Here is a 24,062-nt window from a genome sequence, read left to right as displayed (position 1 = left end):
CCCCGCCCGGGGTCTGCTGACTCACAAACGAGGCGTTGTGAAGGCTTCGCGTCCGGCCCGGCGCTGGCCGAGGCTCGCCAGCAGCAGTCCGGCCAGCGCCAGGGGCGCCATCAGCAGGAAGGCGAGGATTCCGCCGCCGGCCGCATAGGCCAGTCCGCTCATGAGGGTGGAGACGGCCGAGGCGAGGGCGTTGCAGGAACTAAAGGTGCCCTGCGCGCGGCCGCGGGCGCCCTCGGGGGCGAAGCGGGAGACGGCGGCCATGGCGCCGAGCTGCGTGGCGCCGAAGGTGAAGCCGTGCAGGAGCTGCAGGGCCAGCACCGGCCCGAGGCGATCGCCGAACAGGGCCATGCCGACGGCGCGCAGGACGGCGGCCGCCCCGCCGATCCCGATCAGCCGGAACGGCGTGCGCCAGGCCGCCGGCGCCCTGCCGATCAGCCAGAACAGGACGATCTCGGCCACGACCCCGATCGCCCAGAGCACGCCGATCCAGGGCGCCGAGATGCCGTGCGCGCCCCAGTGGATGCTGGCGAAGGCGTAGATGGCGCCGTGGCTCGCCTGGATCGCCGCGGCGGCGGCCACCGCGATCCAGAGGACGGCCGGGAGCCGCGGGCGGCCGGTCTCCCGCGTCACCGCCACCGCGACCGGCGTCGGCACGCGGGCGGCGATGGCGGTGAGCGCGGCGATGACGGCGAGCCCGGTGAGCAGCCACGGGATCGCCGGGCGCTCGCCGAAGGCGTCGAGCAGGAGGCCGCCGGCGAGGCTCGCGGCCAGGAAGCCGATCGACCCCGCCATGCGGATGCGGGCGTAGTCGAGGCGGTGGCTCGCGCGCACGGCGGCCAGGGTCAGGTAGTCGATGCTCGGCACCAGGGAGGCGCCGGCGACCGCGTTGAGCGCGATGAGGACCGCGAGGACCCACCAGCCGACGGTCGCGCCGGCCGGCATCAGGGCATAGGTCGCCGCCAGGGCGAGGCTCCCGGCCACGATCAGCCTGCGGGCGCTGAGGCCCCGGTCGATCAGGCCCATGAGCGGCGCCGTCGCCACGATCCTGATCGCGATGGGAAGGGCCAGCAGGGCGCCGATCACCCGCGCGTCGAGGCCCAGGGCATTCAGCCAGACCGGCATGAACGGCATCGCGATGCCGATCTCGACGAAGACCACCGCGTAGAGCAGCGACAGCCGCGCCGCGCCGGGCTCGGTCGAACCGGGGTCGGCGAGACGGGGAGAACGGCTTTGCACGGGCACCGGAGGCGTGGGCCCCGGCGACGGGCCGGGTTTTCAGCGTAAAGCCGTCGTTAAAGTCATCGTGTCAACCTGACGGGCCTGGACGCCGGACGACGCTTCCCGTCGCCCGTCCGGGGAGTCGGTCCGAGGACGCGTTGGCATGTCGGGTTCCCAATCACTGACGGCGATCGACGCCTCGCAGTACGAACTGATCGAAGCCACGATGGCCGAGAGTGCGCGCGGGCGCTGGTTCCTGCAGGAATACGCGCGCCGCAACCGCACCGCCGACACCGAGATGCTGCTCGGCGCGATCGAGCGCCTGGAGGGCGTCGTGGTCGCGCAGCGCGCCGCGGCGCCCGAGACCGAACGGGTCGAGCGCGTCCGCCACGACCTGATGGACATGGCCGACGCCATCGCGCGCACCAAGCTCGAGGTCGCGGCCATCGATTCGCCCGATGCCGCGCACGGCCGGCTCGGCCTCGCCCTCGACGCCATCGTGCTGGCCACGGAGCGGGCGACCTCCGACATCCTCGCCGCGGCCGAGCACGTGCAGGAGGTGGCCTGGACCCTGCGGGAATCCGGCTCCGAGACCGCGGTCTGCGACGAACTCGACCGCATGGCGACGCAGATCTACACCGCCTGCTCGTTCCAGGACCTCACCGCCCAGCGTACGGCGCGGATCGTCCACACGCTGCGCTACCTAGAGGAGCGCCTCGGCGTGATGATGGCGATCTGGGGCGACGAGGCGACGCCGCCGGCCGCCGAGGACGCGCTCGGACCCGAGGTGCTCTGCCAGAACGACGTCGACCGCTTCATCGATACGGACGCCTTCGCCGCGTCGCTCGCCGTCGCCTCCCCGCCGGCGGACCGGAAGCCCGAGCGTCCCGCGTTCGACGCCCTCGACGACGCGATCGCCTTCGAGGAGGCCCCGGCGGTCGTCGAGGCCGTTGCCGGGGCGGCCTCCGAGGAGGCGGCACCGGATGTCGGCGTCGCGCCGAGCCGGGACGATCTCGGCGCTTGGGACGAGGCCGCCATCCAGGACGATCCCGCCCCGGAGCCGGATGCCGAGGTGGCGCCCGCCGGCGGGACGGCGCCCGGCAAGACCGATATCGAGACCGCCTTCGCCGACATCGACGGCCTCACGGACGAAGAGAAGGCGGCGCTGTTTTCCTGATCCGTGCCGTCGCGAGTTCGTGGCATTCCCTTGACTTCGTGCGGTTTCCCGCATAGCCCCCGCCACTCGTAGCCGGACGATCGTCCGCCTTCGCAAGCCGCCGACCGGTCCATCGAGACCGGAGGTCAACGCCCGACAGCGCGATGCGCCCTCGGGCGGGATTTGCGTTGGCGCAACCGCAGCGTCCGGCCCCTTCGTGCGATGCCAGCGAGCCGTATGTCCGACGCCGTCCCCACCTTGAGCCTCGCCGATGCGGTGAACGATGCCTGCCCCTGGTCGGGCAAGCCGATCTCGGCGGATGCGCTCACCCTCTACAACGGCGCGGTGGTCGGCTTCTGCGACCCGGAGTGCCGGGACAAGTTCGCGCGGGCCGTGAACGCCTTCGAGGCCGCGCTCCAGGCGCGCCGCGTCACCAACGCGGGCCTCGACCAGTGACGTCGATCGCCTGAGGGAGCCCGCATGTTCGAAGGCCTGTCCGACCGGCTCTCCGGTATCCTGTCCGGTCTCACCCGCCGCGGTGCGCTCACCGAGGCGGACGTCACCGCCGCCCTGCGCGAGGTGCGCCGGGCCCTGCTCGAGGCGGACGTCGCCCTCGAGGTCGTGCGCGACTTCTCGGAGAAGGTCCGCGCCAAGGCGGTGGGCGCCGTCGTCGTCAAGTCGGTCACCCCCGGCCAGATGGTCGTCAAGATCGTCAACGACGAACTCGTGGCGATGCTGGGCTCGGACGCCGGCCTGATCGATCTGAACGCGCCCGCCCCGGTCGCCATCCTGATGGTCGGCCTGCAGGGCTCGGGCAAGACCACGACGACCGCCAAGATCGCCCGCCGCCTGGTCCAACGCGACAAGCGCAAGGTGCTGCTGGCTTCCCTCGACACCCGCCGCCCGGCGGCGATGGAACAGCTGGCGATCCTCGCCAAGCAGGTCGGCGTCGAGAGCCTGCCGATCATGGTCGGCCAGTCGGCGGTGCAGATCGCGCGGCGGGCCATGGATGCCGCGCGCCTGGGCGGCTTCGACGTGGTGATGCTCGACACCGCCGGCCGCATCACGCTGGACGAATCGCTGATGTCGGAGGCGGCCGAGGTCAAGGCCGCCACCAACCCGCACGAGGTGCTGCTGGTGGCCGATGCGCTCACCGGCCAGGACGCGGTGGTCACCGCCCGCGCCTTCGACGAGCGCCTCGGCGTCACCGGCATCGTGCTCACCCGCATGGACGGCGATTCGCGCGGCGGTGCGGCGCTCTCCATGCGCGCCGTCACCGGCAAGCCGATCAAGCTCGTCGGCACCGGCGAGAAGGTCGACGCCCTCGAGGAGTTCCACCCCTCGCGGGTGGCCAACCGCATCCTCGGCATGGGCGACATCGTCTCGCTCGTGGAGAAGGCGGCCGAGACCATCGACCACGAGCAGGCCCTGCGCACCGCCGAGAAGATGCGCAAGGGCAAGTTCGACCTCGACGACCTGTCGATGCAGCTCGGCCAGATGGAGAAGATGGGCGGCATCGGCGGCCTGATGGGCATGCTGCCCGGCATGGGCGCGATCAAGAAACAGGTCGAGGGCGCCAACCTCGACGAGACCATGTTCAAGCGCCAGCGCGCGATCATCTCCTCGATGACCGCCCAGGAGCGCAGGAATCCCGACATCCTCAAGAACTCCCGCAAGAAGCGCATCGCGGCGGGTTCGGGGACGAAGGTCGAGGAGCTCAACAAGCTCCTCAAGATGCACCGGACCATGGCCGACATGATGAAGGCGATGGGCTCGGGCAAGCGCGGCATCGGCCAGGCGCTCGGTTCGATGTTCGGCATGGGTGCAGGAGCGATGGGCGGCGGCGGGATGCCGGGCGGCATGCCCGGCCTGCCTCCGGGCATGCCCGAGCCGACGCCGGAGATGATCGCCGACATGCAGAAGCAGATGGGCGGCAAGCTGCCGCCGATGCCCCCGGGCCTCGGGGGCGGCGGAAAGATGCCGGGCCTGCCCGGTCTCGGCGCGAAGGGCGGGTTGCCGGGCCTCGGCGGCTTTCCATTCGGAAAAAAGAAATAGGGGCGAATAGGGAGTGGCGAATAGCGAATAGGGCCAATCCACGATCTATTCGCTATTCGCTAAAATTCCAATTCCAGCATACCGACACACACACAGGAGCAAGCCATGTCCCTCAAGATCCGTCTCACCCGTGGCGGCGCCAAGAAGCGCCCGTACTACCGCATCGTCGTCGCCGACGCCCGCGCGCCGCGCGACGGCCGCTTCATCGAGAAGGTCGGCGTCTACGACCCGATGAAGGCCAAGGACGATCCGGCCCGCATCGTGCTCGAGTCCGAGAAGATCCAGGCCTGGCTCGCCAAGGGCGCCCAGCCCACCGACCGCGTCCTGCGCTTCCTCGATGCCGCCGGGCTCGCCAAGCGCCCCGCGCGCAACAACCCGCAGAAGGCCGAGCCGGGCGAGAAGGCCAAGGAGCGCGCCGCCAAGCGCGCCGAGAAGGCCGCCGCCCCGGCCGAAGACGCTGCGGCATAAGGGTATGTCCCCTCCCCTCTGCGGGGAGGGATCGGGGCTGGTTTAGCTTCGCTCGACGAAGGCTCGCCCAGCCACCCCCAACCTCCCTCCTCCCCGCCGGCGGGGAGGAGAGGCGCGAGACGCCTGTCCGGCATCGGATCTTTCCGAACGCCGGCACCCCCTTTCGGTCCGACGCTCTCGAACGCGGTTTTGCACGATGGCCCGCCGCCCCACAGGATCGAACGCGTCCGGTGACGGCGGACGTCGTGCCCGGACGAGCCGGCTCGACGCGGGCACGCCCACTTCTGCACGCCCACCGAAGCCCGTCCCCGAGCCACTCCCTCCCCTCACCGATCCCACCCTCGTGCGGATGGGCGAATTCGGCCGGGCGCACGGGCTCAACGGCGAGGTCCGGCTCAAATCCTACACCGGCGATCCGCTGGCGATCGGCTCCTACGGGCCGCTGATCGGTGCCGACGGGCGCCGCATCGAACTCACCGACGTGCGTCGGGCCGGTGGCGCCTCCCCGGACCTCCTCGTGGTCCGGGTGAAATCTGTGGCCGACCGCACCGGTGCCGAGGCCCTGAACCGCCTCGCGCTCTACCTCCCCCGTGAGCGCCTGGGCGACGTCGAGGACGAGGACGAGGTCTTCACGGCCGATCTCGTCGGCCTCGACGTGGTCGATGGCGAGGGCACCGTACTCGGCACGGTCACCGACGTACCCAACTATGGCGGCGGCGACCTCCTCGAGATCAAGCCGGCGGCCGGCGGCGCCACGGCGCTTCTGCCCTTCACGAAGGCCTTCGTGCCCGTCCTCGACGTCCCGGGTGGGCGGGTGGTGATCGACCCGCCGGACGACCTGTTCGCGCCGCCCGGGCCCAAACCCGCCGACGAGCCGGATTGATCGAATCTGCTTGGGTCCCCGGTCTATCGCAGGTTTTCGCCGCAAAACCGGTGACCGCTTTTGCGAAACCTGCTCAGCCGCCCGGCCTGGCCGCCTCCATCACCGCCCGCGCCGCCTGGAGCGGAGCCGAACTCAGGGCCAAGGGGCCGTCGAAGGGCCGCTCGTGCAGGGCGACGACGCCCAGTGTCGTGACCATGGCGGTCGAGAACAGCATCAGGGCCGTCAACTGCGTCACCGGCCGGTCCATGTGCACGAACCCGATGGACAGCATGGTCAGCCCGGCCAGCACCATCAGCGTCAGCCATTTCGACTGGTCGGCGGTGGCGTCGCTCAACGACAGCCGCTCGCCCCTGGCGGTGCGCAGCCCCATCACCGCGTCGAGGAGGGCCGAGTGCGCGGCCGCCCCGGCCTCGGTGCCGTGCCGCGGGTCCGCGGCGCCCTGCATCAGGCGGCCGAGGGTCTCCCCGGCCTTCGCCGACGAGGTGGCGTCTGCCATCTTGGGCCATTCGTCGGTGATGAGGGCATCGGCGTAGGCGACGAGTTCGGCCCGCAGGTCCTTCATGTCCGACACCGCGGCGATACTGAGATCGTGGATCGCAAGGAGGCCGCTGCGTTCCGATTGCACGATCCGCGTGGCGGTGCGCTGGCGCTCCCAGGCATCGTTGGCGACGAACCCGGTGAGGAGCGCCAGGAGCACCGAGATCGCGGTGAAATAGGTCGGGACCATGCCGCCGCCGATCCTGGCCATCGCCGGCCGCGTCATCGGCAGTACCGTGAGGCCGACGATGAGCGCGCTGGCGAAGCCGAACACGGCCGCGATCCAGACGAAGATCAGCCAGACCGGCTGATCGAGCCAATACGCGAGAACCACACCTCACCTCCGCGACGATCCGTTGCGGGCTCCAGCCTTAGGCGATGGCCGCTACCGAAGGGTGAATCCCGCCATCCGCTCACGGAGCCCTGGTGCGGCTGCGGGTCGTGGAGTCCTTGCAGGGCACGATGCCGGCCGGGTCGGGACGCGCGTCCGCTGCCGGCGCCTCGAAGATCGCGAGATAGTCGCTGCCGCCCTCCAACTTCGAGAAGCCGGCCTCGCGGTAGCCGGCCGCCGCGAGTTCGCAGCGCAGCAGGGCCGGCGGCGTGCCGTGGCGGGCGGGGATGTCGTCGTCGTCGACGATCCCGATGCGGCCACCGGGCTTCATGGCGGCGGCGAGATTGTGGAGCAGCCCGTAGGGCTGGTCGATCTCGTGGTACATGTGGACCAGCACCGCCGCATCGACGGAGCCGGGCGGCAGCCGCGGGTCGTGCGACTGGCCGCGCACCACCGTGACGTTACCGAGCTTCTCGTCGCGGACCCGGCGCGACAGGTCGTCGAGGTAGGACGGGATCACGTCCTCGCCGAAGACGCGGCCCTGAGGCCCGACGATCCGGCTGAGCCGCGCCACGTAGTAGCCGCTGCCCGCGCCGATGTCCGCCACGGTCTGGCCGGGCCCGATCCCCATCAGGCGGGCGACCTGTCCGACCTCGTCGCGCTTGTCGCGGCTCGCCTCCGGCGCCCAGACAGAGGTGATGATCTCCGCCACCGGTCGGTCCGGCCGGGGGAAGGCCGAGGCCGGCAGTCCGGCCGGCCCCAGCGGCTCGGCGGCGTGGACGGGCAGAACGAGGAGGGCGAGGAGCGCGAAGGAACGGATCATGTCGCCGGCGATGGTAGCCGGTCGAGGGCCCATGGCGCCAACGCGATTCCGGGGCGTCGGCGAGACATATGGACCGGGTCCTGCGGCGGCCGCGCCCGGTCTCGCCTCAGGCCGCCTCGGGGGTGCCGTGGGCAGCGCCGAACCTGTCCTTGAGCCTCTGCTTGAGGGCGCGCAGGAGGCGTCTGCGCCCGCTCGCGCCGAAACGCGACAGGTAGAGCGGGATCATCAACGGGTTGCGCAGGACGAACGGGGCGTCCCCCTCCACCATCGTGCGGATGGCGATCAGCGGGATCGGCGAGCGGAACGAATGGAACGTCCGGTTGACCACGCCCGGCTGCGACGAGTCCGGCTCGAACAGCCCCACCATCAGGCCGTGCCAGGCCGCGCGGTACCGCACCGACCGCTGCAGCACCTGCAGCCGTGCGACGCCGTCCCGGTCGGCGTGGGCGGGAAAGGCGACGACCACGGTCCGGAACAGGCTGGTCCTGGGCGAGCACGGGATCGCCTGGAAGAGGTCGATACCCCTCAGGAGGGTGGCGCGCATCCGTCCGGCGTCGCCGGGATCCGCCGCGTAGACGCTCAGGCGCGCCAGGTTCTGCCGGACCGCAGGCGCCATGTAGGGGCAGACGTGGCCGCTGCGTCCGACATCGCGATGCGGCTGCATGACGTAGTCCTCGAACCAGGCCGCGATGCCGGACGCCGTGGGGTCGTCGGTCCGGGTCCGGAACGTCGCCCAGTCTTCCCAGGCCGCATCCGTCACGCCACCGGGCGTCTCCGTCTGGTGTTCGCCCATCGTGCCCTCGCGAGCGCATCGTGAACGGCGCCGTCCTGGTCCCGGTCGATCGTGGTCTTCGATCGCCGGGCCGATTGGCGAGCCGGTGGGTGCACGATAGCAAAACCAGATCGCCGCACAACGAAACCTCGCGCTGAGCAACCGAGAGATCGGCAATGTGCTTAACAATGTTGATTCGGTGCCGGTCGCCCTATCGAATGTTGATCTATGTTATTGGGCTACGTGAGTAGGGTATTCGGAGTGGCTCGGATGTCCACTTCGCCGTTCGGAGCTCGGCCAACCCAATACGGGAGGCCATCAAGACTTCGATCGCGCGAGGCCGCGACGGGCCGTGAGCCGCCGGATTGCATGAGCGGCGAGGAGTGCGCCGCCGTACTGCAGGAACCCGTTCTCGGCCAGATCGGCCGGCGCCATGCCCGCAGCCATAGCGAGGCGCGTCAGGCCGTTGAGGACGACGACGCCGAGGGTGAACGCGAGGACCGAGATCAGGACGGCGACGAAGTTCGGCAGGGGCGTATCGGGCATGGGTGTATAGGGCATGGGTGCGGCATCCGGCTGGCCGGTTGCCGACGGAGCAAACTCCACGCCACCGCGGCGTTGCCCGTCACGCCGCGGGCGGGCGGGTGGCGACCATCGAGGGCCGCTGGGCGAAGCCCTCGTACCAGAGCGCCGTCTTCGGCAGCCGGGCGGCCCGGGTCGGGTCGGGAAAGCGCAGGTCCAGGTAGCCGATGGCGCAGCCCAGCGTGATCACGCCGATGTCGACCCGTTCGCCCAAGCCATCGGCCTGCGCCTCGACGTCTGCCAGCACCGTGGCGATCTTGGCCTCCTGTCCCGCGATCCAGGCGGTCGAGCGCTCGGCCTCGGGCCGGGCGGTGAGTTCGTAGCGGATCAGCAGCGCGGCATCGAGGAGGCCGTCGGCGGTGGACTGAAGCGCGAGGGCGTCCCAGCGGGCCGGGCCGGCGGAGGGGAAGATGCCGCCCTCGGAGAGGGTATCCAGGTACTCGCAGATCACCCGGCTGTCGGCGAGCACGAATCCGTCGTCGTCGATCAGGGTCGGCACCTGGGCGAGGGGATGATGGCGCAGGATGGCGGCATCGCGCGTGACCGGATGGGCGGCGGTCGGCAACAGCGCGATCCGATCGGTGAGGCCGAGCTCATGGGCGACCACCATGACCTTCCGCGCGAAGGGCGAGAAATGCGAATGGAACAGCTGCATCGGGGTATCCGTGGCGATGAAATCGGACCGGGCGGTCGATCACCCGATCATCGGCGTCCGGCGGGCCGCGGTGCGGCGACCGTCTCCGGCGCAGGGGCGGGTTTGGGTGCGGGGCCGAGGCGGGGGATCTCCACCACAAGGCGCTTGACCGGCCACCCGTCAGCCCAGCGATCCATGTCGCTGAGGCGGGGATTGTTCTTGAGGGTGGCGGCGTCCGTGCCCGCGAAGGCTGCGGTGGCGGCCAGATCGAACGTCTTCCAGTACGCGAGATAATCGAGGCTGTCGGAGCGCGCGTTGTTGAGCTGGGCCACCAGCGTGGTCTGTTCGCCGGTCAGTGCCATGTCCGCCGACCAGCGGAAGGGCGGAGGGGGCTGCTTGGGGTCGCGCGGCGGCTCCGGCGGTGCCTTGATGGCGCCGCCGTCGAAGGCGGCATCGACCCCGGCCGGGGACGCCAGGGTCGCGGTGAGGGCCGGAAAACCGTGGTCGTCCGAGAGGACGCGCACGAACAGCTTGCGCTCGGGGGGAACGGAGGTCGCCTCGCGCAGGATGCGCCGGGCCGCGAGATCGGCCGCGCGGGCGTCGCGGTCCCCGATCATCGTGACCATCAGCGTCTGGGCCGGCAGCGCGGCGAGATCCTTCAGGGGAACGCCGCGGGAGCGGGCGTCGCTGGCGATGCCGCCGGGCATGACGACGAAGACCAACTTGGGCACGGGCAGGCCTTCCGCCGCCGCTTCGGCCGCCAGGGTGGCGGCGATGGGCGCGCCCGCGAGATGGCCGAGGACCGCGACGCGGTTCAGGTCGGGCTTGGCGTCGCCGTCCTGAGCGATCTCGGCGAAGGCGGCCTTGGCGGACTTGATGGCGTTGGCGGTGGCATCGGCAGGCCGGGTGCGATTGACCTCTTGGAAGCGCGGGAACACCACGAGGAAGCCCTTGCGGGCGAGATGGTCGATCCAGGCGCCGTAGACCTGCGGGTTCGGTGCCCCCCAGGCATGCAGGACGATCGCCACGGGGCGGCCCTCGGCCGGCGCCGGTCCGGCCTTGTGAAAGACGTAGCTGGCCGACCCGATGCGGCCGACCGCACGTTTCACGACGGTGGCGCTCCGGTCACCGTTTGCGCCGGGGCCTTCGATCGGCTGGACCGGAGGCGCCGCGGCCTTCGCCGCAGCCACGAGCGACAGCGTCACGGCACATACGGCGGCGACCGTGCCGAGGCTTTTCATCAGGGGCATCCGGAACTCGGCGGTGACGGCGGATCGGGCGAAGCGACCTCGTTCTCTTATCAGAGATTCAGCGGCGGCAAGGCAGCCGCACCGTCACCACCGGACAACAAGGAGGGCCGGCCGATGCCAGGAATAACGAATTCCGGCTGCCTGTTGCCCTCAACCCTCACCCTTGTGAACGTTTCGCTGCTCGTCGATCCGTCTCGCCAGCGCAAGCAAATCGCTGGGTTGCCCTGCCCCGGTCACATCGCCGTAGAGACCCTTTAATTCCTCGCCGAGCTTCGCGACGAGCTTTGTCGACGAAAAGCCGGTGTGAAACGAATCACTGTCTTGGGATATAGCCGGGCGTTGATAATCGACGGTGATCATGGTGTGATCTGTTCACGTTCAGGCTTCATCACCGCGCGAGACATGACGCGCAATGACTCGGTCAACGCATCCGTCGAGCCAAGTTTCCCCTAAGATCCTGAATTTTATCGCCCACAATGACGTCAGGCCGGCCGGGAATCTCCCACCAGCGCCGGTCGGTCCGGCGTGCCGGGGCGCGGCGGCGCGTTCTCCTCGACCCACGACAGAATGTCGGCCGCACGCCAGGGCTTGGGAATGAAGGTGGCCGAGACCCGGAGGTCGCTGGGCTGGTCGCCGGCATCGCCGGAGGTCAGCAGGACGCGGACGCGTGGCCAGGTCACGCCGATGATCCGTGCCAGTTCGAAGCCGCCAATCGGACCGGGCGTGCGCACGTCCGAGAAGACGACGCTGACTTCGTCGGCACGATCGTTCAGGATGGCGAGGGCGTGTTCCGCCGTCTCGGCCTCGATCACGTCGAAGCCGGTCTCCTCGAGGAGGGTCGCGGCCAGGAAGCGCTCGTCGGGTTCGTCCTCCACGACCAGGATCATCGGCTTACGGGCCGTCGAACTTACAGCACTCATCTGCGTCGAACGCCCCCGACGGCGAAAAGATCGGCCGATCCTTTCGTAACTCTCGAGACCCGTTAAGGCTTCATTATGTCAATCCTGCGGACCATCGGTCGCGCAGGGTTTGTATGGAAGCCGGGTCGGCCGATTCTCCAGCGCGGTCAGCCCGCACCGTTCGCCTTGAGGAAGGCCAGTGCGCGCGCCCAGCCATCCTCGGCTGCGGCCTTGCGGTAGCTCGGCCGATAGTCCGCGTGGAACCCGTGCGGTGCGTCTGGATAGACCACCAGCTCGACCGACTTGCCGGCCGCCTTGGCCTTGTCACGGGCCTCCTCGATGCTCGCCACGGGAATACCGGTATCGGCGCTGCCGTAGAGGGCGAGGATGGGGGACTGGATCTCGGTGACGACATCGCCGGCGGTCCTGGGCTGGATCGACGTGCGCTCGCCCCCGAGCTGCCCGTACCAGGCCACGGCCGCCTTGAGGTCGCGACGGTGGGCGGCATAGAGCCAGACGGCGCGCCCGCCCCGGCACCAGCCCATGGCCGAGAGCCGGTCCGGATCGCCCTTGGCGGCGGAGGTCGCCCAGGCGGCCGTGGCGTCGAGATCGGCGATCCACTGGGCGTCCGGCGTCTTCGAGATCACCTCGCGGATGATCGTCTGGGCATCCGTCATCGTCGCGAGATCGCCCTGACGGGCGTAGAGTTCCGGCGCCACGGCGCAATAGCCGGCCTTGGCGAGACGGCGGCAGATGTCCTTGATGTAGGCGTGGACCCCGAAGATCTCCTCGATGACGAGGACCACCGGGAACGGACCGCTCCCCTCCGGCACCGCGCGGTATCCGGGCATCGGCCCGTCCACGGTCGGAATGGCCACCTCGCCGGCTTCGATCCCCACCGAATCGGTGGTGACGACCTGAGCCTCCACCGAGGTCGTCGCCAGGGTCAGCCCCGTCATCAGGCTCGTCATGACGAACCCGCGCCGCGAGAACGGAGGAGTCAGCAGGCCCTCGTGACCTTCGGGGGCGTCGCTTCGGTGAGCCGTCTCGTCGTGCTGCATGAGATCCTCGCCAGTCTCGCAATCCTCACCGGACTTGCCCGACGCGAAGGACCATCGGGCACCGGCCCCGTCAACCGCCGGTCGGGGCCGCACGGGCGCGGTCCCTGCCGCCGGTCAGCGGCCCGCGACCGCGACCCTGCGTCTGTCGCCGGTCTCGTCGCGACGCCATGCCACGTCGCTCGGCAGAGGGCCGGGCGGCTTGCGCCCGCCATGGCGCCGACGCGACACGATCTCGCCCAGCGACGTGAACCCCAGGTCGACGATGTCGCGTCCGCTTCCGAACCTCGGACCGAAGCCGATTGCGAACGACCGCATCAGATCAGGATCTGCGGCGACCCCGTAGCGGCCGAGGGCCACCATGAAGGCGTCCCGCAACGGTCCCGGCTCGCACCAGCTCTTCTCCGCCAGATGCAACGGCCACTCCCAGAGCTCGCCGTCCCGGCGCCGATCGATACCCGCCCGGTCGATGACGTATCCGGTGCGCGGATGCTCGATCCCCTCGGCGGTCACGCGCCACTCCCCGTTGGCGTAGAGCACCTCCGTGCACGGCACGGCATCGCAAGCCGGCTCGACATCACAATCGACCATGGTGGCCTCCCGCCGCGAGACCGGGCCGCCGTCTCGGCGGGACCGGAACATTACGGGAACGATGATCGCAAAGGGGACTCCCGTCAACCGGCGTCGTTCACTTTTCGTTCGTCGTCATGCGCGGCGATCAGCGCGGCTTGAACAGCGGATGCTGCACCCGGTCGCCGGCCTTGATGCCGAGGCGGGCGGCTGTGCCGGCGTTCAGTTCGAGGACGGCGAGGACCGGTTCCCCGGAGGGGATCACGCGGGTCGACTGCGGTTCGGTGTCGGCGGCGATTCGCGCGATGGTGCCGTCCGCCCGGATGAACAGCATGTCGAGGGACAGGTAGGTGTTCTTCATCCACATGGCGACCGGGGCGACCTTCTCGAAGTCGAACAGCATGCCGTGGTCCGCCGCCATCGTGCGGCGGAACATCAGCCCGCGCGAGCGGGCCTCGTCGTCGCGCATGACCTCGACGGCAAAGCCGTGGCTGGCGCCGCGGGCCGCGATGGTGAGCGGCTCGGTCTGGGTCTGTGCCGCCGCCGACACCTGGAGGAGAACCAGGGCGAGGAAGGCTGCGGCGAACCGCTGCCAGGGGCGGGAGCGGAAAACGGACATGTGCATCGCTACGGTTCTGCCGCGTCAGTGGGAGGCGGGCAACGCACCGTCGAGAAGGCGGACTTCGGCCGCCATCACACCCTTCGATCCGTCGCCGTACCGGACGAGAACGGTCTCGCCGGGTTTGAGTTCGGCGATCCCGTAGCGGCGCAGGGTCTCCATGTGCACGAAGATGTCCGGGGTGCCGTCGCCGCGGCTGAGGAAGCCGAACCCGCGCAGGCGGTTGAACCACTTCACCACCGCCGTCTCGAGGCCGCTGGTGGGCGTCACGCTCACATGGGTGCGCGGCATCGGCAGTTCGGAGGGGTGGGTCGCCGTCGACTGATCGAGGGACATCACGCGGAAGGCCTGCCAGCCGCGGGCGCGCCGGGTCGCCTCGACGACGACGCGCGCACCCTCGCTCGCGCCCTGGTGCCCGTCCCGGCGCAGGCAGGTGATATGCAGCAGCACGTCCGGGGTCCCGTCGTCGGGCACGATGAAGCCGAAGCCCTTGGCGACGTCGAACCACTTGATGCGGCCGGCGACCTCGATGAGATCGAGGGGGCGAAGCTCCTCGGACGACAGGCCGTCGGCGATTCGGGCGTCGTCGGACGATGCGGCTGGGTGCGACCCGTGGAGGCCCGATCCGAAGACGTCCGACATTGTAAGCAACCCACACCGAATCACGCTGCGCGATCCGCAATCAAGATTAACAAAGTCGTGACTCGGCGGAAGCCCGTTTGCCCGCCAGCACTGCCTCCCGATCGCGCAATCTCCGCCGACCCGGCAAAGGCGCAACAGGTGGCGATCGCACATGCCCCTGCCCTGCCCGGGGGAAGCCGCTGATCGGACTCGGGAAATCTCAACCCGCGCTCCTGCGGGGCCGGAAAGGGTCGACGGCCGCCTGCGACGCCGTGGCTGCCGGCGGCCGTGACAGGTCGCCCGGACCGCCGATCGATGCTAGGGGCCGCGGCCATGCAGAGCGCCGAGACCACCCCGCCCGCCGCCGTTCCGCCGGGGCGGCGATTCGCTGCCCTCGACGCCGCCCGGGGTGCGGCCCTCGTCGCCATGGCCGCTTATCACCTGGCCTGGGACCTCGGCCATCTCGGCCTCACGCCGGAGAACTATGCGCTCACCCCGCCCGGCAAGGCGGCCGCGCACGGCATCGCCGGCACGTTCCTGTTCCTCGTGGGCATCGGGCTCGTCCTGATGCGGGGACGGGGCGAGGCCGCGACGGAGGCCATCCGCCGGCGGCGTTTCCTGATGCGGCTCCTGCGGATCGGCGGAGCGGCCCTGGCGATCACCGCGGCCACGCGGATCGCCTTCCCCGACAGTTACATCTTCTTCGGAATCCTGCACTGCATCGCCCTGTCGAGCGTGCTGGCGGTGCCGTTCCTGCGCGCGCCGGCGCTCGTGTCCGCACTGGGGGCGGTCGCGGTCCTGGCGGCCCCCCACCTGGTGCAGGCCGAGGTCCTTCCGCCGGTAAGGGTCTTCGACGATCCCGTCCTCGCCTTCCTGGGGCTGGGTCGCGGCGTTCCGCAGACCAACGACTACGTGCCGCTGTTTCCCTGGTTCGGGCTGGTGCTGGCCGGGATCGCCGCCGCCCGCCTCGCCGGCCCCGCCGCTGTGCGTTCCTCGCTCCCGGAATGGGCCGCGACGGGCCGCGCGATGCGCGGCCTGGCGATGGCCGGGCGCCACAGTCTGTCGATCTACCTCGTCCACCAACCGGTGCTGCTCGGCCTCCTCACCGGCGTCGTCGCGCTGAGCGGCCAGCACCCGCGCGCCGGAGAAGCGGAGTTCCGCCGGGTCTACGCGCGCAACTGCACGGAGACCGGCGGCGAGGCCGGGCCGTGCCGGATCGCGGCACGCTGCGTCGTCGTCGGCTTTCGCCGGGAGGGGTTGTGGGCCGAGGCGGGCCGCTCGTTCACGCCGGCCGACCGCGCCCGCGCGCAGGCCCTGTCGCAGGCCTGCTACGAGGCGGCGGCATCCCCTCCCTGATCCGGGAAGGGCCGTGCCTGATCCGGGAAGGGCCGTGCCTGATCCGGGAAGGGCCGTGCGGGGACGTCAGTCCTTGGCGCGTTCCACGTAGGAGCCGTCTTCGGTCATGATGACCACCCGGGTGCCGGCCGCGATATGCGGCGGCACGGCGGTGCGCACGCCATTCGACAGGATCGCCGGCTTGTAGGACGAGGAGGCGGTCTGGCCCTTCATGGCCGGCTCGGTCTCGGCGATCTCCAGCACCACGCGCTGGGGCAATTCGATGGTGAGCGGCACCCCGTTGTGGGAGGAGAGCTTCACCGTCATGTTCTCCTGGAGGTAGGGGGCGGCATCGCCGACCACGTCTTTGGGCACCGCGACCTGCTCGTAGGTCTCGGGGTTCATGAAGTGGTAGCCCTCGCCGTCCTCGTACATGAAGGTGTGGTCGCGATCCTCCACGAAGGCGCGCTCCACCGACTCGGTGGTGCGGTAGCGCTCCGAGATCTTCACGCCGTCGGTGATGCGGCGCATGTCGAGCTGCGTCACCGGCGTGCCCTTGCCGGGGTGGATGTTCTCGATCGTCAGGATGACGTAGAGCTTGCCGTCCTTGTCGACGACGTTGCCCTTGCGGAGCGAAGAGGCGATCACCTTCACGGGGTCTGGTCCTGTCTGTACGAAAATGCTGCGCACGCCCCGTCGGGTCCGGCCCGCGGGAACGGCATCTGTGGTTCGCCACTACTCCATCCGCGCCGTGGTTGCCAGTCGCCGCTGCGTCAGCGCGTCCCGGCGACGTCGATCCACGGCGCGCGACGTCGTGAGCGCGCCCTCGCCCTGGTGGACGCCCCAGGTCCACGCCGACCGTCGCCCGGTCCTGATGATGCGCAACCGCGTGGTCGCGGCCATGCGTGCGCATCTGTCGGCGCATGATTTCGTGGAGGTCGAGACGGCGGCCCTGCAGGTTTCGCCCGGCAACGAGACGCATCTGCACGCCTTCTCGACGCAGATCGTGGCGCCGGACGGCTCCCTTGCCCCACTCCATCTCCACACCTCGCCCGAGTTCGCCTGCAAGAAGCTGCTCGCGGCCGGCGAGACGCGGCTCTTCACCCTCGCGCGGGTGTTCCGCAACGGCGAACGCAGCGCCCTCCACCATCCCGAGTTCACGATGCTCGAATGGTATCGTGCCGAGGCCGGCTACACCGTGCTGATGGAGGATTGCGCCGCCCTCCTCGCTGAGGCCGCGCATGCCGCCGGCACGCGACACCTCGAGTTTCGCGGGCGCCGGTCCGATCCGTTCGCTCCCTTCGAGCGGCTGACCCTCGCCGAGGCCTTCTCGCGGTTTGCGGACATCGACCTCCTGGCGACGATGGACCGGGATGGCGCCACCGACCGCGCCGCCATGGCCGAGGCGGTGGCCGGTGCGGGACTGCGGGTCGCGCCCGACGATACCTGGTCGGACCTCTTCGGCCGCGTCCTCGTCGCGACAATCGAGCCGCACCTCGGCATCGGCCGGCCGACGGTCCTGCACGCCTATCCGGCCAGCGAGGCGGCGCTGGCGCGCCGTAGCCCGGACGACCCGCGCGTGGCGGAACGGTTCGAACTCTATGCCTGCGGAGTCGAACTCGCCAACGGGTTCGGCGAACTCACCGATCCGGCAGAGCAGCGCCGCCGCTTCGAGGGCGAGATGGCCGAGAAGGCGCGCCTTTACGGGCGGACCTATCCCATCGACGAGGATTTCCTGGCCGCCCTCGCCCTGATGCCGGAGGCGAGCGGGATCGCCCTCGGCCTCGACCGGCTGGTGATGCTGCTCGCCGGTGCCCCGCGCATCGAGGACGTGGTCTGGACGCCGGTCGCCATGGGTGTCCCATGATGGGCGCCCCATGCTGACCCGCACCTTGCGCAGCCCGGCCGATCTCGTCGCGGCCGGCCTCGCCGCCGCGACCGACATGGCCGCCCTCGAATCCGTGGCCGCGCGCTATGCCATCGGCGTGACGCCCGACATGGCCGAGTTGATCGCGCCCTTCGACCCCGCCGACCCGATCGGCCTGCAGTTCCTGCCGCAGGGCCCCGAATTGGAGACGCGGGCCGAGGAGCGGGCCGACCCGATCGCCGATGCCGCCCACAGCCCGCTGCCCGGCCTCGTCCATCGCTATCCCGACCGGGTGCTGCTGAAGCCGCTCCACGTCTGCCCGGTCTATTGCCGGTTCTGCTTCCGCCGCGAGATGGTCGGCCCCGGCGGCCTCGGCAGCCTGACGGAGGCGGAGCTGAACGCTGTCTTCGCCTATATCGCCGCCCGGCCCGAGATCTGGGAGGTGATCGTCACCGGCGGCGATCCCTTCGCCCTGTCGCCCCGCCGCCTGGAGCGGATCGCCGCCGGCCTTCGCGCGATCGGGCACGTCCGTGTCCTGCGCTTCCATACCCGCGTGCCGGTGGTCGATCCGGCTGCGGTCGATGCCGACCTCGTGGCGGCGCTGAAGCGTTTCGGGCGTGCGGTGTTCGTGGCCCTGCACGCCAACCATCCGCGCGAGTTCACGCAGGCGGCCCGCGCCGCCTGTGACCGGCTCGTCGACGCCGGCATCCCGCTGGTGAGCCAGAGCGTGCTGCTGCGCGGCGTCAACGACGATGCCGCCACGCTGGAGGCGCTGATGCGGACGTTCGTCGAGAACCGCATCAAGCCCTACTACCTGCATCACGGCGACCTCGCGCCGGGCACGGCGCACCTGCGCACCGATCTCACGCAGGGCCGGGCGCTGATGGAGGCCCTGCGCGGACGCCTCTCGGGCCTGGCGCAGCCCACCTACGTCCTCGACATTCCCGGCGGCCACGGCAAGGTGCCGGTGGGTCCGGCCTATCTCGGCGCGGACGGCGCCGGATGGCGGGTCCGGGATCCGCAAGGGGTCGAGCACGCCTACCCGCCCCGCCCCGGCGATCCCGCCTGACGGCGCACTCCTTCCCACCATCGGACCGGCCCGCGCGATGTTCTTCCCGCTTTCGAAGCTCGTCTTCTTCCTGATCACGCCCTCGAACTTCCTGGTTCTCCTCGGCTGCCTCGGGGTGCTGCTGGCGCTGGCGACACGCCTGCGCCGGATCGGGCTGGGGCTCGCGACGGCGGGCCTCGTCGGCCTCGCGGTCGCGGGGTTCTCGCCGCTCGCCACCTGGATCGCCCTGCCCCTCGAGGACCGTTTCCCGGCCTTCGCCGACGACGGCGGCCCGGTCGCCGGGATCGTGGTGCTCGGCGGTGCCGTCGAGACGGGCCTGACCATGGGCCGTGGGCAGATGATGACGAACGACGCCGGCGAGCGGCAGGTCGCGATGGCCGACCTCGCCAGGCGATACCCGGGCGCCCGGCTCGTGTTCTCCGGCGGCAGCGGCAGTCTGGCGGGGGAGACCACCTCCGAGGCCGAGGTGGTCGGGCGCTTCGCCGATACCCTTTCCCTGCCCCGCACTCGCCTGATCCAGGAGGACCGCTCGCGCAACACCCGCGAGAACGCCGCCTTCACCGCCGACAAGGTCCAGCCGAAACCCGGCGAGCGCTGGTTGCTCGTCACCTCCGCCTGGCACATGCCGCGGGCGATGGGGTGCTTCCGCAAGGCCGGTTTCGACGTCGTGGCCTATCCGGTCGACTACCGCACCGGCGCGCGGGGGGATGCGGCCCGCTTCAACAGCTTCGCCTCCACCGGGCTCCTCGTCCTCGACCTCATGGCCAAGGAGTGGGTCGGCCTCCTCGCCTACCGCCTGGCCGGCTACACCGACGACTGGTTCCCGGCCCCCTCCCCGTCCGCGACGGGCAGCCCGAGCCGGTAGATTCCGCGAAAATCGTCCGGATCGTCCACGGGCCGGCCCTTGCGCAGGATCGCGATGCAGCCTTGCTTGACGAGGGCCACCGCCGCCCGGCGCACCGGCTGCATCAAGGGGCTCCAGCCCTCCGGATGCGGACCGCCGAGGGCACGCGCCACCTCGGAGGGACAGACGGTCTTGTCGGCGCCGCGCGTCTCGACCATGGCCAGGATCGTCTCGGTGATGAGCGCGTCGCTCGGACGGACCGGCTTCGTCATAGGAGCATGGTCATAAGGGCATGTCCTCGTCCGCCAGGAGGGCGGCACGGATATCGGAGGCGAACTGCCGCCGCCACATCACATAGACCGCACCGGCGGTCGTCGCCATGAGCACCCAGGGCCCCACGAACCAGCCGAGGTAGGCCAGTGCGAACAGGAAGGCGCGCTGCCCGCGGGCGAAGTGCCCGCCCGCGGCGATGTTCATCGCCGCCGCCCGGCGGGCCGCCCGCTCCATCTCGGCCTCCCCGGCGCCCGAACCCTTCGTCGGGATCGCGCCGATGAGGATCGCGCCGTAGTTGAAGAGGCGATAGGCCCAGGCGAACTTGAAGAAGGCGTAGACGAAGACGACCGCCAGCCCCGCCACCTTGATCTCCCAGGTGACGCGGCTGGCCACCGCGCCGAACGGCAGCGCCCCGAACAGGGTGAGCACGTCGTCGCTCGAGCGCGACAGGGTGAGGACGCCGCCCAGCGCGATCAGCGAGGTGGACGCGAAGAAGGCGGTGCCGTTCTGCAGCGAGGCGTTGATGGTGGTGTCCACCACCCGGTTGTCGCGGGTGACGATCTGCCGGGACCAGACCTCGCGCTGGCCGTTCATGAACTGGCTGAGGCTGGTGCGCCGCCCACGCATCCGGCCGACGGCCAGGCCGTAGCCGAGCCACATCGCGACGAAGACGATCAGGGCGGCCAGATCGAGGTGCGAGAAGTCCGCCGGGAGCGACACGGTGGAGAGGGTCTGGGACGCCATGGTCTCCTCGTCTGTCCGCGTCCGCGGCGGGTGGCACGAGACGCCGTGGGACGATGCGCCGGACGGGTGCCGCGACAATGCCGGCCTGTTCTGCGTGCGGATTCGGCCGAGGTCCAGGTCCGGGGCGCGCTCCGTCGCGCATGCCAGCCGTGTGTCCGATACGAACCCCTCCACCCGACGTCGTGTTCGCCGACGTCAGTCGGACAGGATCGAAAATCCCTCTGCGGACGGCATGGACTCGACCTCGGCGACGACGATGTCGTTGACCCGCGCGCCCGGCGGGCCGCGCCGGCAGGCCTCGATCATGGTCGATACGCCCTCGGCCGGACCGGAGAACAGGGCCTCCACCGTGCCGTCCACGCGGTTGCGCACATGGCCCGACAGGGCGCGGCGCAGCGCTTCGTCCCTGGTCCAATACCGGTATCCGACGCCCTGCACCCGACCCCGGATCACGACCTGCACCGTTCTCGTCTGCGTCATCGTCCCTCGATTTTCCCGGCCGATCGCGTCAGCGCGCCCGGCGCTGCCATCCGTGCATCTCCCGGAGGTAGGCCGCCGGCAGTTGCGCGGCGACCGCCGCCGCCAGGACCGCTTCGAGATAGCCGGGCCGCGGGATCCCCGCCACCGCGTTGCCGCCGAGGTAGATCAGCGCCCGCTTGATGCCGCCCGTCGTCACCACCGGCTGGGACGCCTTGACGTAGAGCCCGCCCGACACGCCCTCGTAGCGGTCCAGCGCCGGCATGTCGGCGAGCTTGAGGTCCCACAGCACGCCCCACACCGTGGCGGCGGGGTCGCGCACCACCGAGGCGTAGCCCTCGCGCATGATGATGAAGCGGTGCCGGTTGAGCCGCCCCAGTCCGATCAGGATCGAGCCCGGGCAGCGCAGGGCCATGGCGCCGGCGTCCATGTTGGCGCCGTAGGCGAAATAGAGGGGCATTGCGTGCTGAAGGATAAGGTCTTGTCTGCGTTACTTGCCGCCCTGCTCGTCCGAGCGGCGTATCGCCCGCTCATTAGCGAGCACGGCCAGATAGGCCGCGGCTAGGACCACCGCCGGGATCACGAAGGTGACGAAGATCTCGCCGGTGTTCATGACTTCAGGCTCCGCAACGCGCGTCTCGCGAGAATATGTAGGCCCGCACCGGCACAAAACCAAACGCCGGCGAAGAACGCCGTGGCGAGGCTCGGAGCCGGGGCCACGGCGATGCCGAAGCTGACCGCCGTGACCGGCGTGACGACGCCGATCACGATGAAGGCCACGGCGATGTTGTTGATCCCCGTGGCCAGCAATTTGGTCTGCTCGTTGTGCGTCGTGTTCACGCCTCGCGCGATCTCACGCGAACTCGAGGATCACCGCGTCCACCGCCAGGCTGTCGCCTTCCTTCGCCGAGATCTTCGAGACGGTGGCGTCGCGCTCGGCGCGCAGCACGTTCTCCATCTTCATGGCCTCGACGATGGCCAGCGCCTCGCCGTTCTTCACCTCCTGGCCTTCCGTCACCAGGATCGCCTTCACGAGCCCCGGCATCGGGCAGAGCACCTGCTTGCCGGAGCCGGCGTTCTCCTTGACCGGCATCAGGGCGGCGAGTTCGGCCTCGCGGCGGGTGTAGACGCGAGCCTCGGCCGCCGCGCCCGCGTGCTGGAGCGAGACGCCGTTGAGAAGGCCGCGCACCTGGATCGCCACCGCGTGGCCGCCGATCTCGCCGGACCAGACCGGCTCGCCCGGGCGCCAGTCGCTGACCACGTTCAGGATGCTGCCGTCCTCGGCCGTCACCGCCAGCGCCTCGCCGATGGTGTCGACGGTCACCGGGTAGGCCTGGCCCGCCAGGATCACGACGCGGTCGCGCTCGAAGTGGAGCAGGCTCGGATCGCGCATCTGGCCGGAGATGCCGCGCTTGCGCTGGTTGAGCTTGTGGTCGATGGCCGCCGCCGCGGCCGCCATCCGCTGCGCGATCTCGCCCGCGGGCTCCGGGGCGACGAAGCCCTCGGGGAACTCCTCGGCGATGAAGCCGGTGGAGAGGTTGCCCGAACGCCAGCGCGGATGCGCCATCAGGGCGGCGAGGAACGGGATGTTGTGGCGGATGCCGTCGATGGCGAAGGCATCCAGCGCCTGGGCCTGCGCGTCGATCGCCTGCTCGCGGGTCGGCGCCCAGGTCACCAGCTTGGCGATCATCGGATCGTAGTGGATCGCGATCTCGCCGCCCTCCTCGACGCCGGTGTCGTTGCGCACGATCGCCTCGCCGAACCGCCCTTCCGCCGGCGGGCGGTAGGTGGTCAGGCGCCCGATCGAGGGCAGGAAGTTGCGGGTCGGGTCCTCAGCGTAGACGCGGCTCTCCACGGCCCAGCCGTCGAGCTTGACCTGGTCCTGCGTCAGGGGCAGCGCCTCGCCGTAGGCCGAGCGGATCATCATCTCGACGAGGTCGACGCCGGTGATCATCTCGGTGACGGGATGCTCCACCTGCAGGCGGGTGTTCATCTCGAGGAAGTAGAAGGACTTGTCCTGGCCGGCGACGAATTCGACCGTGCCGGCCGAATCGTAGGCGACCGCACGCGCCAGGGCCACGGCCTGCTCGCCCATCTTCCTGCGGGTCTCCTCGTCGAGGAGCGGCGAGGGCGCCTCCTCGATCACCTTCTGGTTGCGGCGCTGGATCGAACACTCGCGCTCGCCGAGATAGATCACGTTGCCGTGCTTGTCGCCGATCACCTGGATCTCGATGTGGCGCGGATCGGTGATGAACTTCTCGACGAACACCCGGTCGTCGCCGAAGGAGGACGCGGCCTCCGACTTGGCGCGGGCGAACCCCTCGGCGACCTCGCCCGAGGAGTGGGCGATGCGCATGCCCTTGCCGCCGCCGCCGGCCGAGGCCTTGATCATGACGGGGTAGCCGATCTCGTCGGCGATGGTGACGGCGTGCTCCGGGCTCTCGATCACGCCGAGGAAGCCCGGCACCGTGGAGACGTTGGCGGCCGAGGCCGCCTTCTTCGACTCGATCTTGTCGCCCATGGCGGCGATGGCGCCGGGGTTGGGTCCGATGAAGACGATGCCGGCCGCCTCGAGCGCCCGCGGAAACGCCTCGCGCTCGGACAGGAAGCCGTAGCCGGGGTGGACCGCCTGCGCCCCGGTCCGCTTGCAGGCGTCGACGATCTTGTCGATCACGAGGTAGGATTGCGCCGCCGCGGCCGGGCCGATGTTCACGGCCTCGTCGGCCATGGCGACGTGGACCGCGTCGCGGTCAGCGTCGGAATAGACGGCCACCGTCTTGATGCCCATCCGCCGGGCGGTCTTGATGATGCGACACGCGATCTCGCCGCGATTGGCAATCAGGATCTTCTCGAACATCGGTCCGGGCACTCTGGGTCGGTCGGGATCACGGGACGGGACGAGCCGCCCAAGCTTGCCTCCGTTAAAGCAGTTGTGCTGCTTCGGAAAGCTGATGGTCGCATCCGCTGCGTGTTTCCT

General features: G+C 70.3%; 30 protein-coding genes. 9 read left to right on the top strand and 21 right to left on the bottom strand.

The genetic code is table 11. The annotated features are described in order from the left end of the window. Window positions 1-21: 21 nt before the first annotated feature. Entirely contained in the window at window positions 22-1,236 is a 1,215-nt protein-coding gene (locus tag ASG40_RS16970) for an MFS transporter (protein ID WP_055888533.1), read from the bottom strand. A 145-nt stretch (window positions 1,237-1,381) separates the two neighbouring features. Between ASG40_RS16970 and ASG40_RS16965 the strand changes: the two genes are divergently transcribed. The 5 genes from ASG40_RS16965 (at window position 1,382) to rimM (ending at window position 5,780) form a co-directional block, all read left to right on the top strand. Continuing rightward, window positions 1,382-2,395: a hypothetical protein gene (locus tag ASG40_RS16965; protein ID WP_055888371.1), complete on the top strand. Its 1,014-nt coding sequence runs from the start codon at window positions 1,382-1,384 to the stop codon at window positions 2,393-2,395. Between the two features lie 216 nt (window positions 2,396-2,611). After that, window positions 2,612-2,830, top strand: a complete 219-nt coding sequence (locus tag ASG40_RS16960) for a hypothetical protein (RefSeq protein ID WP_055888369.1) — start codon at window positions 2,612-2,614, stop codon at window positions 2,828-2,830. A 24-nt stretch (window positions 2,831-2,854) separates the two neighbouring features. Then, entirely contained in the window at window positions 2,855-4,429 is a 1,575-nt protein-coding gene (ffh, locus tag ASG40_RS16955; RefSeq protein WP_055888367.1) for a signal recognition particle protein, read from the top strand. Between the two features lie 105 nt (window positions 4,430-4,534). Beyond that, the gene (gene rpsP / locus ASG40_RS16950) at window positions 4,535-4,897 is read left to right on the top strand and encodes a 30S ribosomal protein S16 (protein WP_018042769.1); all 363 of its coding nucleotides are present in this window, start codon (window positions 4,535-4,537) and stop codon (window positions 4,895-4,897) included. A gap of 196 nt (window positions 4,898-5,093) precedes the next feature. After that, complete coding sequence (gene rimM / locus ASG40_RS16945) at window positions 5,094-5,780, top strand: ribosome maturation factor RimM (protein WP_055888365.1); 687 nt, start codon at window positions 5,094-5,096, stop codon at window positions 5,778-5,780. A 73-nt stretch (window positions 5,781-5,853) separates the two neighbouring features. On the opposite strand, the gene ASG40_RS16940 is transcribed toward rimM, so the two are convergent. The 12 genes from ASG40_RS16940 to ASG40_RS16890 all read right to left on the bottom strand — a co-directional run bounded on the left by ASG40_RS16940 (window position 5,854) and on the right by ASG40_RS16890 (window position 14,497). After that, entirely contained in the window at window positions 5,854-6,651 is a 798-nt protein-coding gene (locus ASG40_RS16940) for a bestrophin-like domain (protein WP_055888364.1), read from the bottom strand. 79 nt (window positions 6,652-6,730) lie between these two features. After that, window positions 6,731-7,471, bottom strand: coding sequence for a class I SAM-dependent methyltransferase (locus tag ASG40_RS16935; RefSeq protein WP_055888362.1), 741 nt, complete (start codon window positions 7,469-7,471; stop codon window positions 6,731-6,733). Window positions 7,472-7,577: 106 nt separating this feature from the next. Beyond that, complete coding sequence (locus ASG40_RS16930) at window positions 7,578-8,264, bottom strand: DUF6875 domain-containing protein (RefSeq protein WP_055888360.1); 687 nt, start codon at window positions 8,262-8,264, stop codon at window positions 7,578-7,580. Between the two features lie 297 nt (window positions 8,265-8,561). Next, the gene (locus ASG40_RS16925; protein WP_443136629.1) at window positions 8,562-8,804 is read right to left on the bottom strand and encodes a hypothetical protein; all 243 of its coding nucleotides are present in this window, start codon (window positions 8,802-8,804) and stop codon (window positions 8,562-8,564) included. Window positions 8,805-8,868: 64 nt separating this feature from the next. Next, the gene (locus ASG40_RS16920; RefSeq protein ID WP_055888358.1) at window positions 8,869-9,480 is read right to left on the bottom strand and encodes a glutathione S-transferase family protein; all 612 of its coding nucleotides are present in this window, start codon (window positions 9,478-9,480) and stop codon (window positions 8,869-8,871) included. A gap of 47 nt (window positions 9,481-9,527) precedes the next feature. Then, window positions 9,528-10,709, bottom strand: coding sequence for an alpha/beta hydrolase fold domain-containing protein (locus ASG40_RS16915; protein WP_055888356.1), 1,182 nt, complete (start codon window positions 10,707-10,709; stop codon window positions 9,528-9,530). A 150-nt stretch (window positions 10,710-10,859) separates the two neighbouring features. After that, on the bottom strand, window positions 10,860-11,069 hold the full coding sequence (locus tag ASG40_RS21350; RefSeq protein ID WP_156387786.1) for a hypothetical protein: 210 nt from the start codon (window positions 11,067-11,069) through the stop codon (window positions 10,860-10,862). Window positions 11,070-11,191: 122 nt separating this feature from the next. Further along, a complete protein-coding gene (locus ASG40_RS16910) occupies window positions 11,192-11,629 on the bottom strand; it encodes a response regulator (RefSeq protein WP_055888354.1) in 438 nt (145 codons plus the stop codon). A gap of 146 nt (window positions 11,630-11,775) precedes the next feature. Continuing rightward, window positions 11,776-12,669, bottom strand: a complete 894-nt coding sequence (locus ASG40_RS16905; protein ID WP_055888352.1) for a dienelactone hydrolase family protein — start codon at window positions 12,667-12,669, stop codon at window positions 11,776-11,778. A 114-nt stretch (window positions 12,670-12,783) separates the two neighbouring features. After that, window positions 12,784-13,206: a hypothetical protein gene (locus ASG40_RS16900; RefSeq protein WP_156387785.1), complete on the bottom strand. Its 423-nt coding sequence runs from the start codon at window positions 13,204-13,206 to the stop codon at window positions 12,784-12,786. Between the two features lie 178 nt (window positions 13,207-13,384). After that, window positions 13,385-13,855 (bottom strand): DUF192 domain-containing protein, encoded by a 471-nt coding sequence (locus tag ASG40_RS16895; protein ID WP_055888349.1) that lies wholly within the window; start codon window positions 13,853-13,855, stop codon window positions 13,385-13,387. Between the two features lie 24 nt (window positions 13,856-13,879). After that, complete coding sequence (locus ASG40_RS16890; RefSeq protein ID WP_055888347.1) at window positions 13,880-14,497, bottom strand: cold-shock protein; 618 nt, start codon at window positions 14,495-14,497, stop codon at window positions 13,880-13,882. Window positions 14,498-14,791: 294 nt separating this feature from the next. Here ASG40_RS16890 and ASG40_RS16885 point away from each other — a divergent pair, with 294 nt between their 5' ends. Continuing rightward, complete coding sequence (locus tag ASG40_RS16885; RefSeq protein ID WP_443136628.1) at window positions 14,792-15,832, top strand: DUF1624 domain-containing protein; 1,041 nt, start codon at window positions 14,792-14,794, stop codon at window positions 15,830-15,832. A gap of 66 nt (window positions 15,833-15,898) precedes the next feature. On the opposite strand, the gene efp is transcribed toward ASG40_RS16885, so the two are convergent. Then, the gene (efp, locus tag ASG40_RS16880) at window positions 15,899-16,465 is read right to left on the bottom strand and encodes an elongation factor P (RefSeq protein ID WP_055888343.1); all 567 of its coding nucleotides are present in this window, start codon (window positions 16,463-16,465) and stop codon (window positions 15,899-15,901) included. Between the two features lie 220 nt (window positions 16,466-16,685). Here efp and epmA point away from each other — a divergent pair, with 220 nt between their 5' ends. The 3 genes from epmA to ASG40_RS16865 are packed head-to-tail and all read left to right on the top strand — an operon-like array spanning window position 16,686 to window position 19,612. Beyond that, window positions 16,686-17,678, top strand: coding sequence for an EF-P lysine aminoacylase EpmA (gene epmA / locus ASG40_RS16875; RefSeq protein WP_244475710.1), 993 nt, complete (start codon window positions 16,686-16,688; stop codon window positions 17,676-17,678). Window positions 17,679-17,688: 10 nt separating this feature from the next. After that, on the top strand, window positions 17,689-18,747 hold the full coding sequence (locus ASG40_RS16870; protein ID WP_055888339.1) for a lysine-2,3-aminomutase-like protein: 1,059 nt from the start codon (window positions 17,689-17,691) through the stop codon (window positions 18,745-18,747). Between the two features lie 37 nt (window positions 18,748-18,784). Next, complete coding sequence (locus ASG40_RS16865) at window positions 18,785-19,612, top strand: YdcF family protein (RefSeq protein WP_055888337.1); 828 nt, start codon at window positions 18,785-18,787, stop codon at window positions 19,610-19,612. Here the strand turns inward: ASG40_RS16865 and ASG40_RS16860 are convergent. The 7 genes from ASG40_RS16860 to ASG40_RS16835 form a co-directional block, all read right to left on the bottom strand. Beyond that, on the bottom strand, window positions 19,552-19,863 hold the full coding sequence (locus ASG40_RS16860; RefSeq protein WP_055888335.1) for a DUF3253 domain-containing protein: 312 nt from the start codon (window positions 19,861-19,863) through the stop codon (window positions 19,552-19,554). The two genes, ASG40_RS16865 and ASG40_RS16860, sit on opposite strands and share 61 nt — an antisense overlap. Before the next feature lie 10 nt (window positions 19,864-19,873). Continuing rightward, window positions 19,874-20,608 (bottom strand): DUF599 domain-containing protein, encoded by a 735-nt coding sequence (locus tag ASG40_RS16855; protein WP_055888333.1) that lies wholly within the window; start codon window positions 20,606-20,608, stop codon window positions 19,874-19,876. Between the two features lie 195 nt (window positions 20,609-20,803). Continuing rightward, complete coding sequence (locus ASG40_RS16850) at window positions 20,804-21,088, bottom strand: acylphosphatase (protein ID WP_055888331.1); 285 nt, start codon at window positions 21,086-21,088, stop codon at window positions 20,804-20,806. 28 nt (window positions 21,089-21,116) lie between these two features. Continuing rightward, a complete protein-coding gene (locus tag ASG40_RS16845; RefSeq protein WP_055888329.1) occupies window positions 21,117-21,545 on the bottom strand; it encodes a gamma-glutamylcyclotransferase family protein in 429 nt (142 codons plus the stop codon). A 30-nt stretch (window positions 21,546-21,575) separates the two neighbouring features. Then, the gene (locus ASG40_RS22450; RefSeq protein WP_274533838.1) at window positions 21,576-21,698 is read right to left on the bottom strand and encodes a hypothetical protein; all 123 of its coding nucleotides are present in this window, start codon (window positions 21,696-21,698) and stop codon (window positions 21,576-21,578) included. Then, entirely contained in the window at window positions 21,695-21,925 is a 231-nt protein-coding gene (locus ASG40_RS16840; protein WP_055888327.1) for a hypothetical protein, read from the bottom strand. Before ASG40_RS16840 ends, ASG40_RS22450 begins: the two co-directional genes overlap by 4 nt. Before the next feature lie 13 nt (window positions 21,926-21,938). After that, window positions 21,939-23,942 carry an acetyl-CoA carboxylase biotin carboxylase subunit gene (locus tag ASG40_RS16835; protein ID WP_055888325.1) on the bottom strand — a complete coding sequence of 668 codons (2,004 nt, stop codon included), beginning with the start codon at window positions 23,940-23,942 and terminating at the stop codon, window positions 21,939-21,941. Between the last annotated feature and the right edge of the window lie 120 nt (window positions 23,943-24,062).

The sequence above is a fragment of the Methylobacterium sp. Leaf399 genome (assembly GCF_001424525.1).
Lineage (GTDB): Bacteria > Pseudomonadota > Alphaproteobacteria > Rhizobiales > Beijerinckiaceae > Methylobacterium.
The sequence above is the reverse complement of the archived record's forward strand: the minus strand, read 5'-3'. Positions and strand labels throughout refer to the sequence as shown.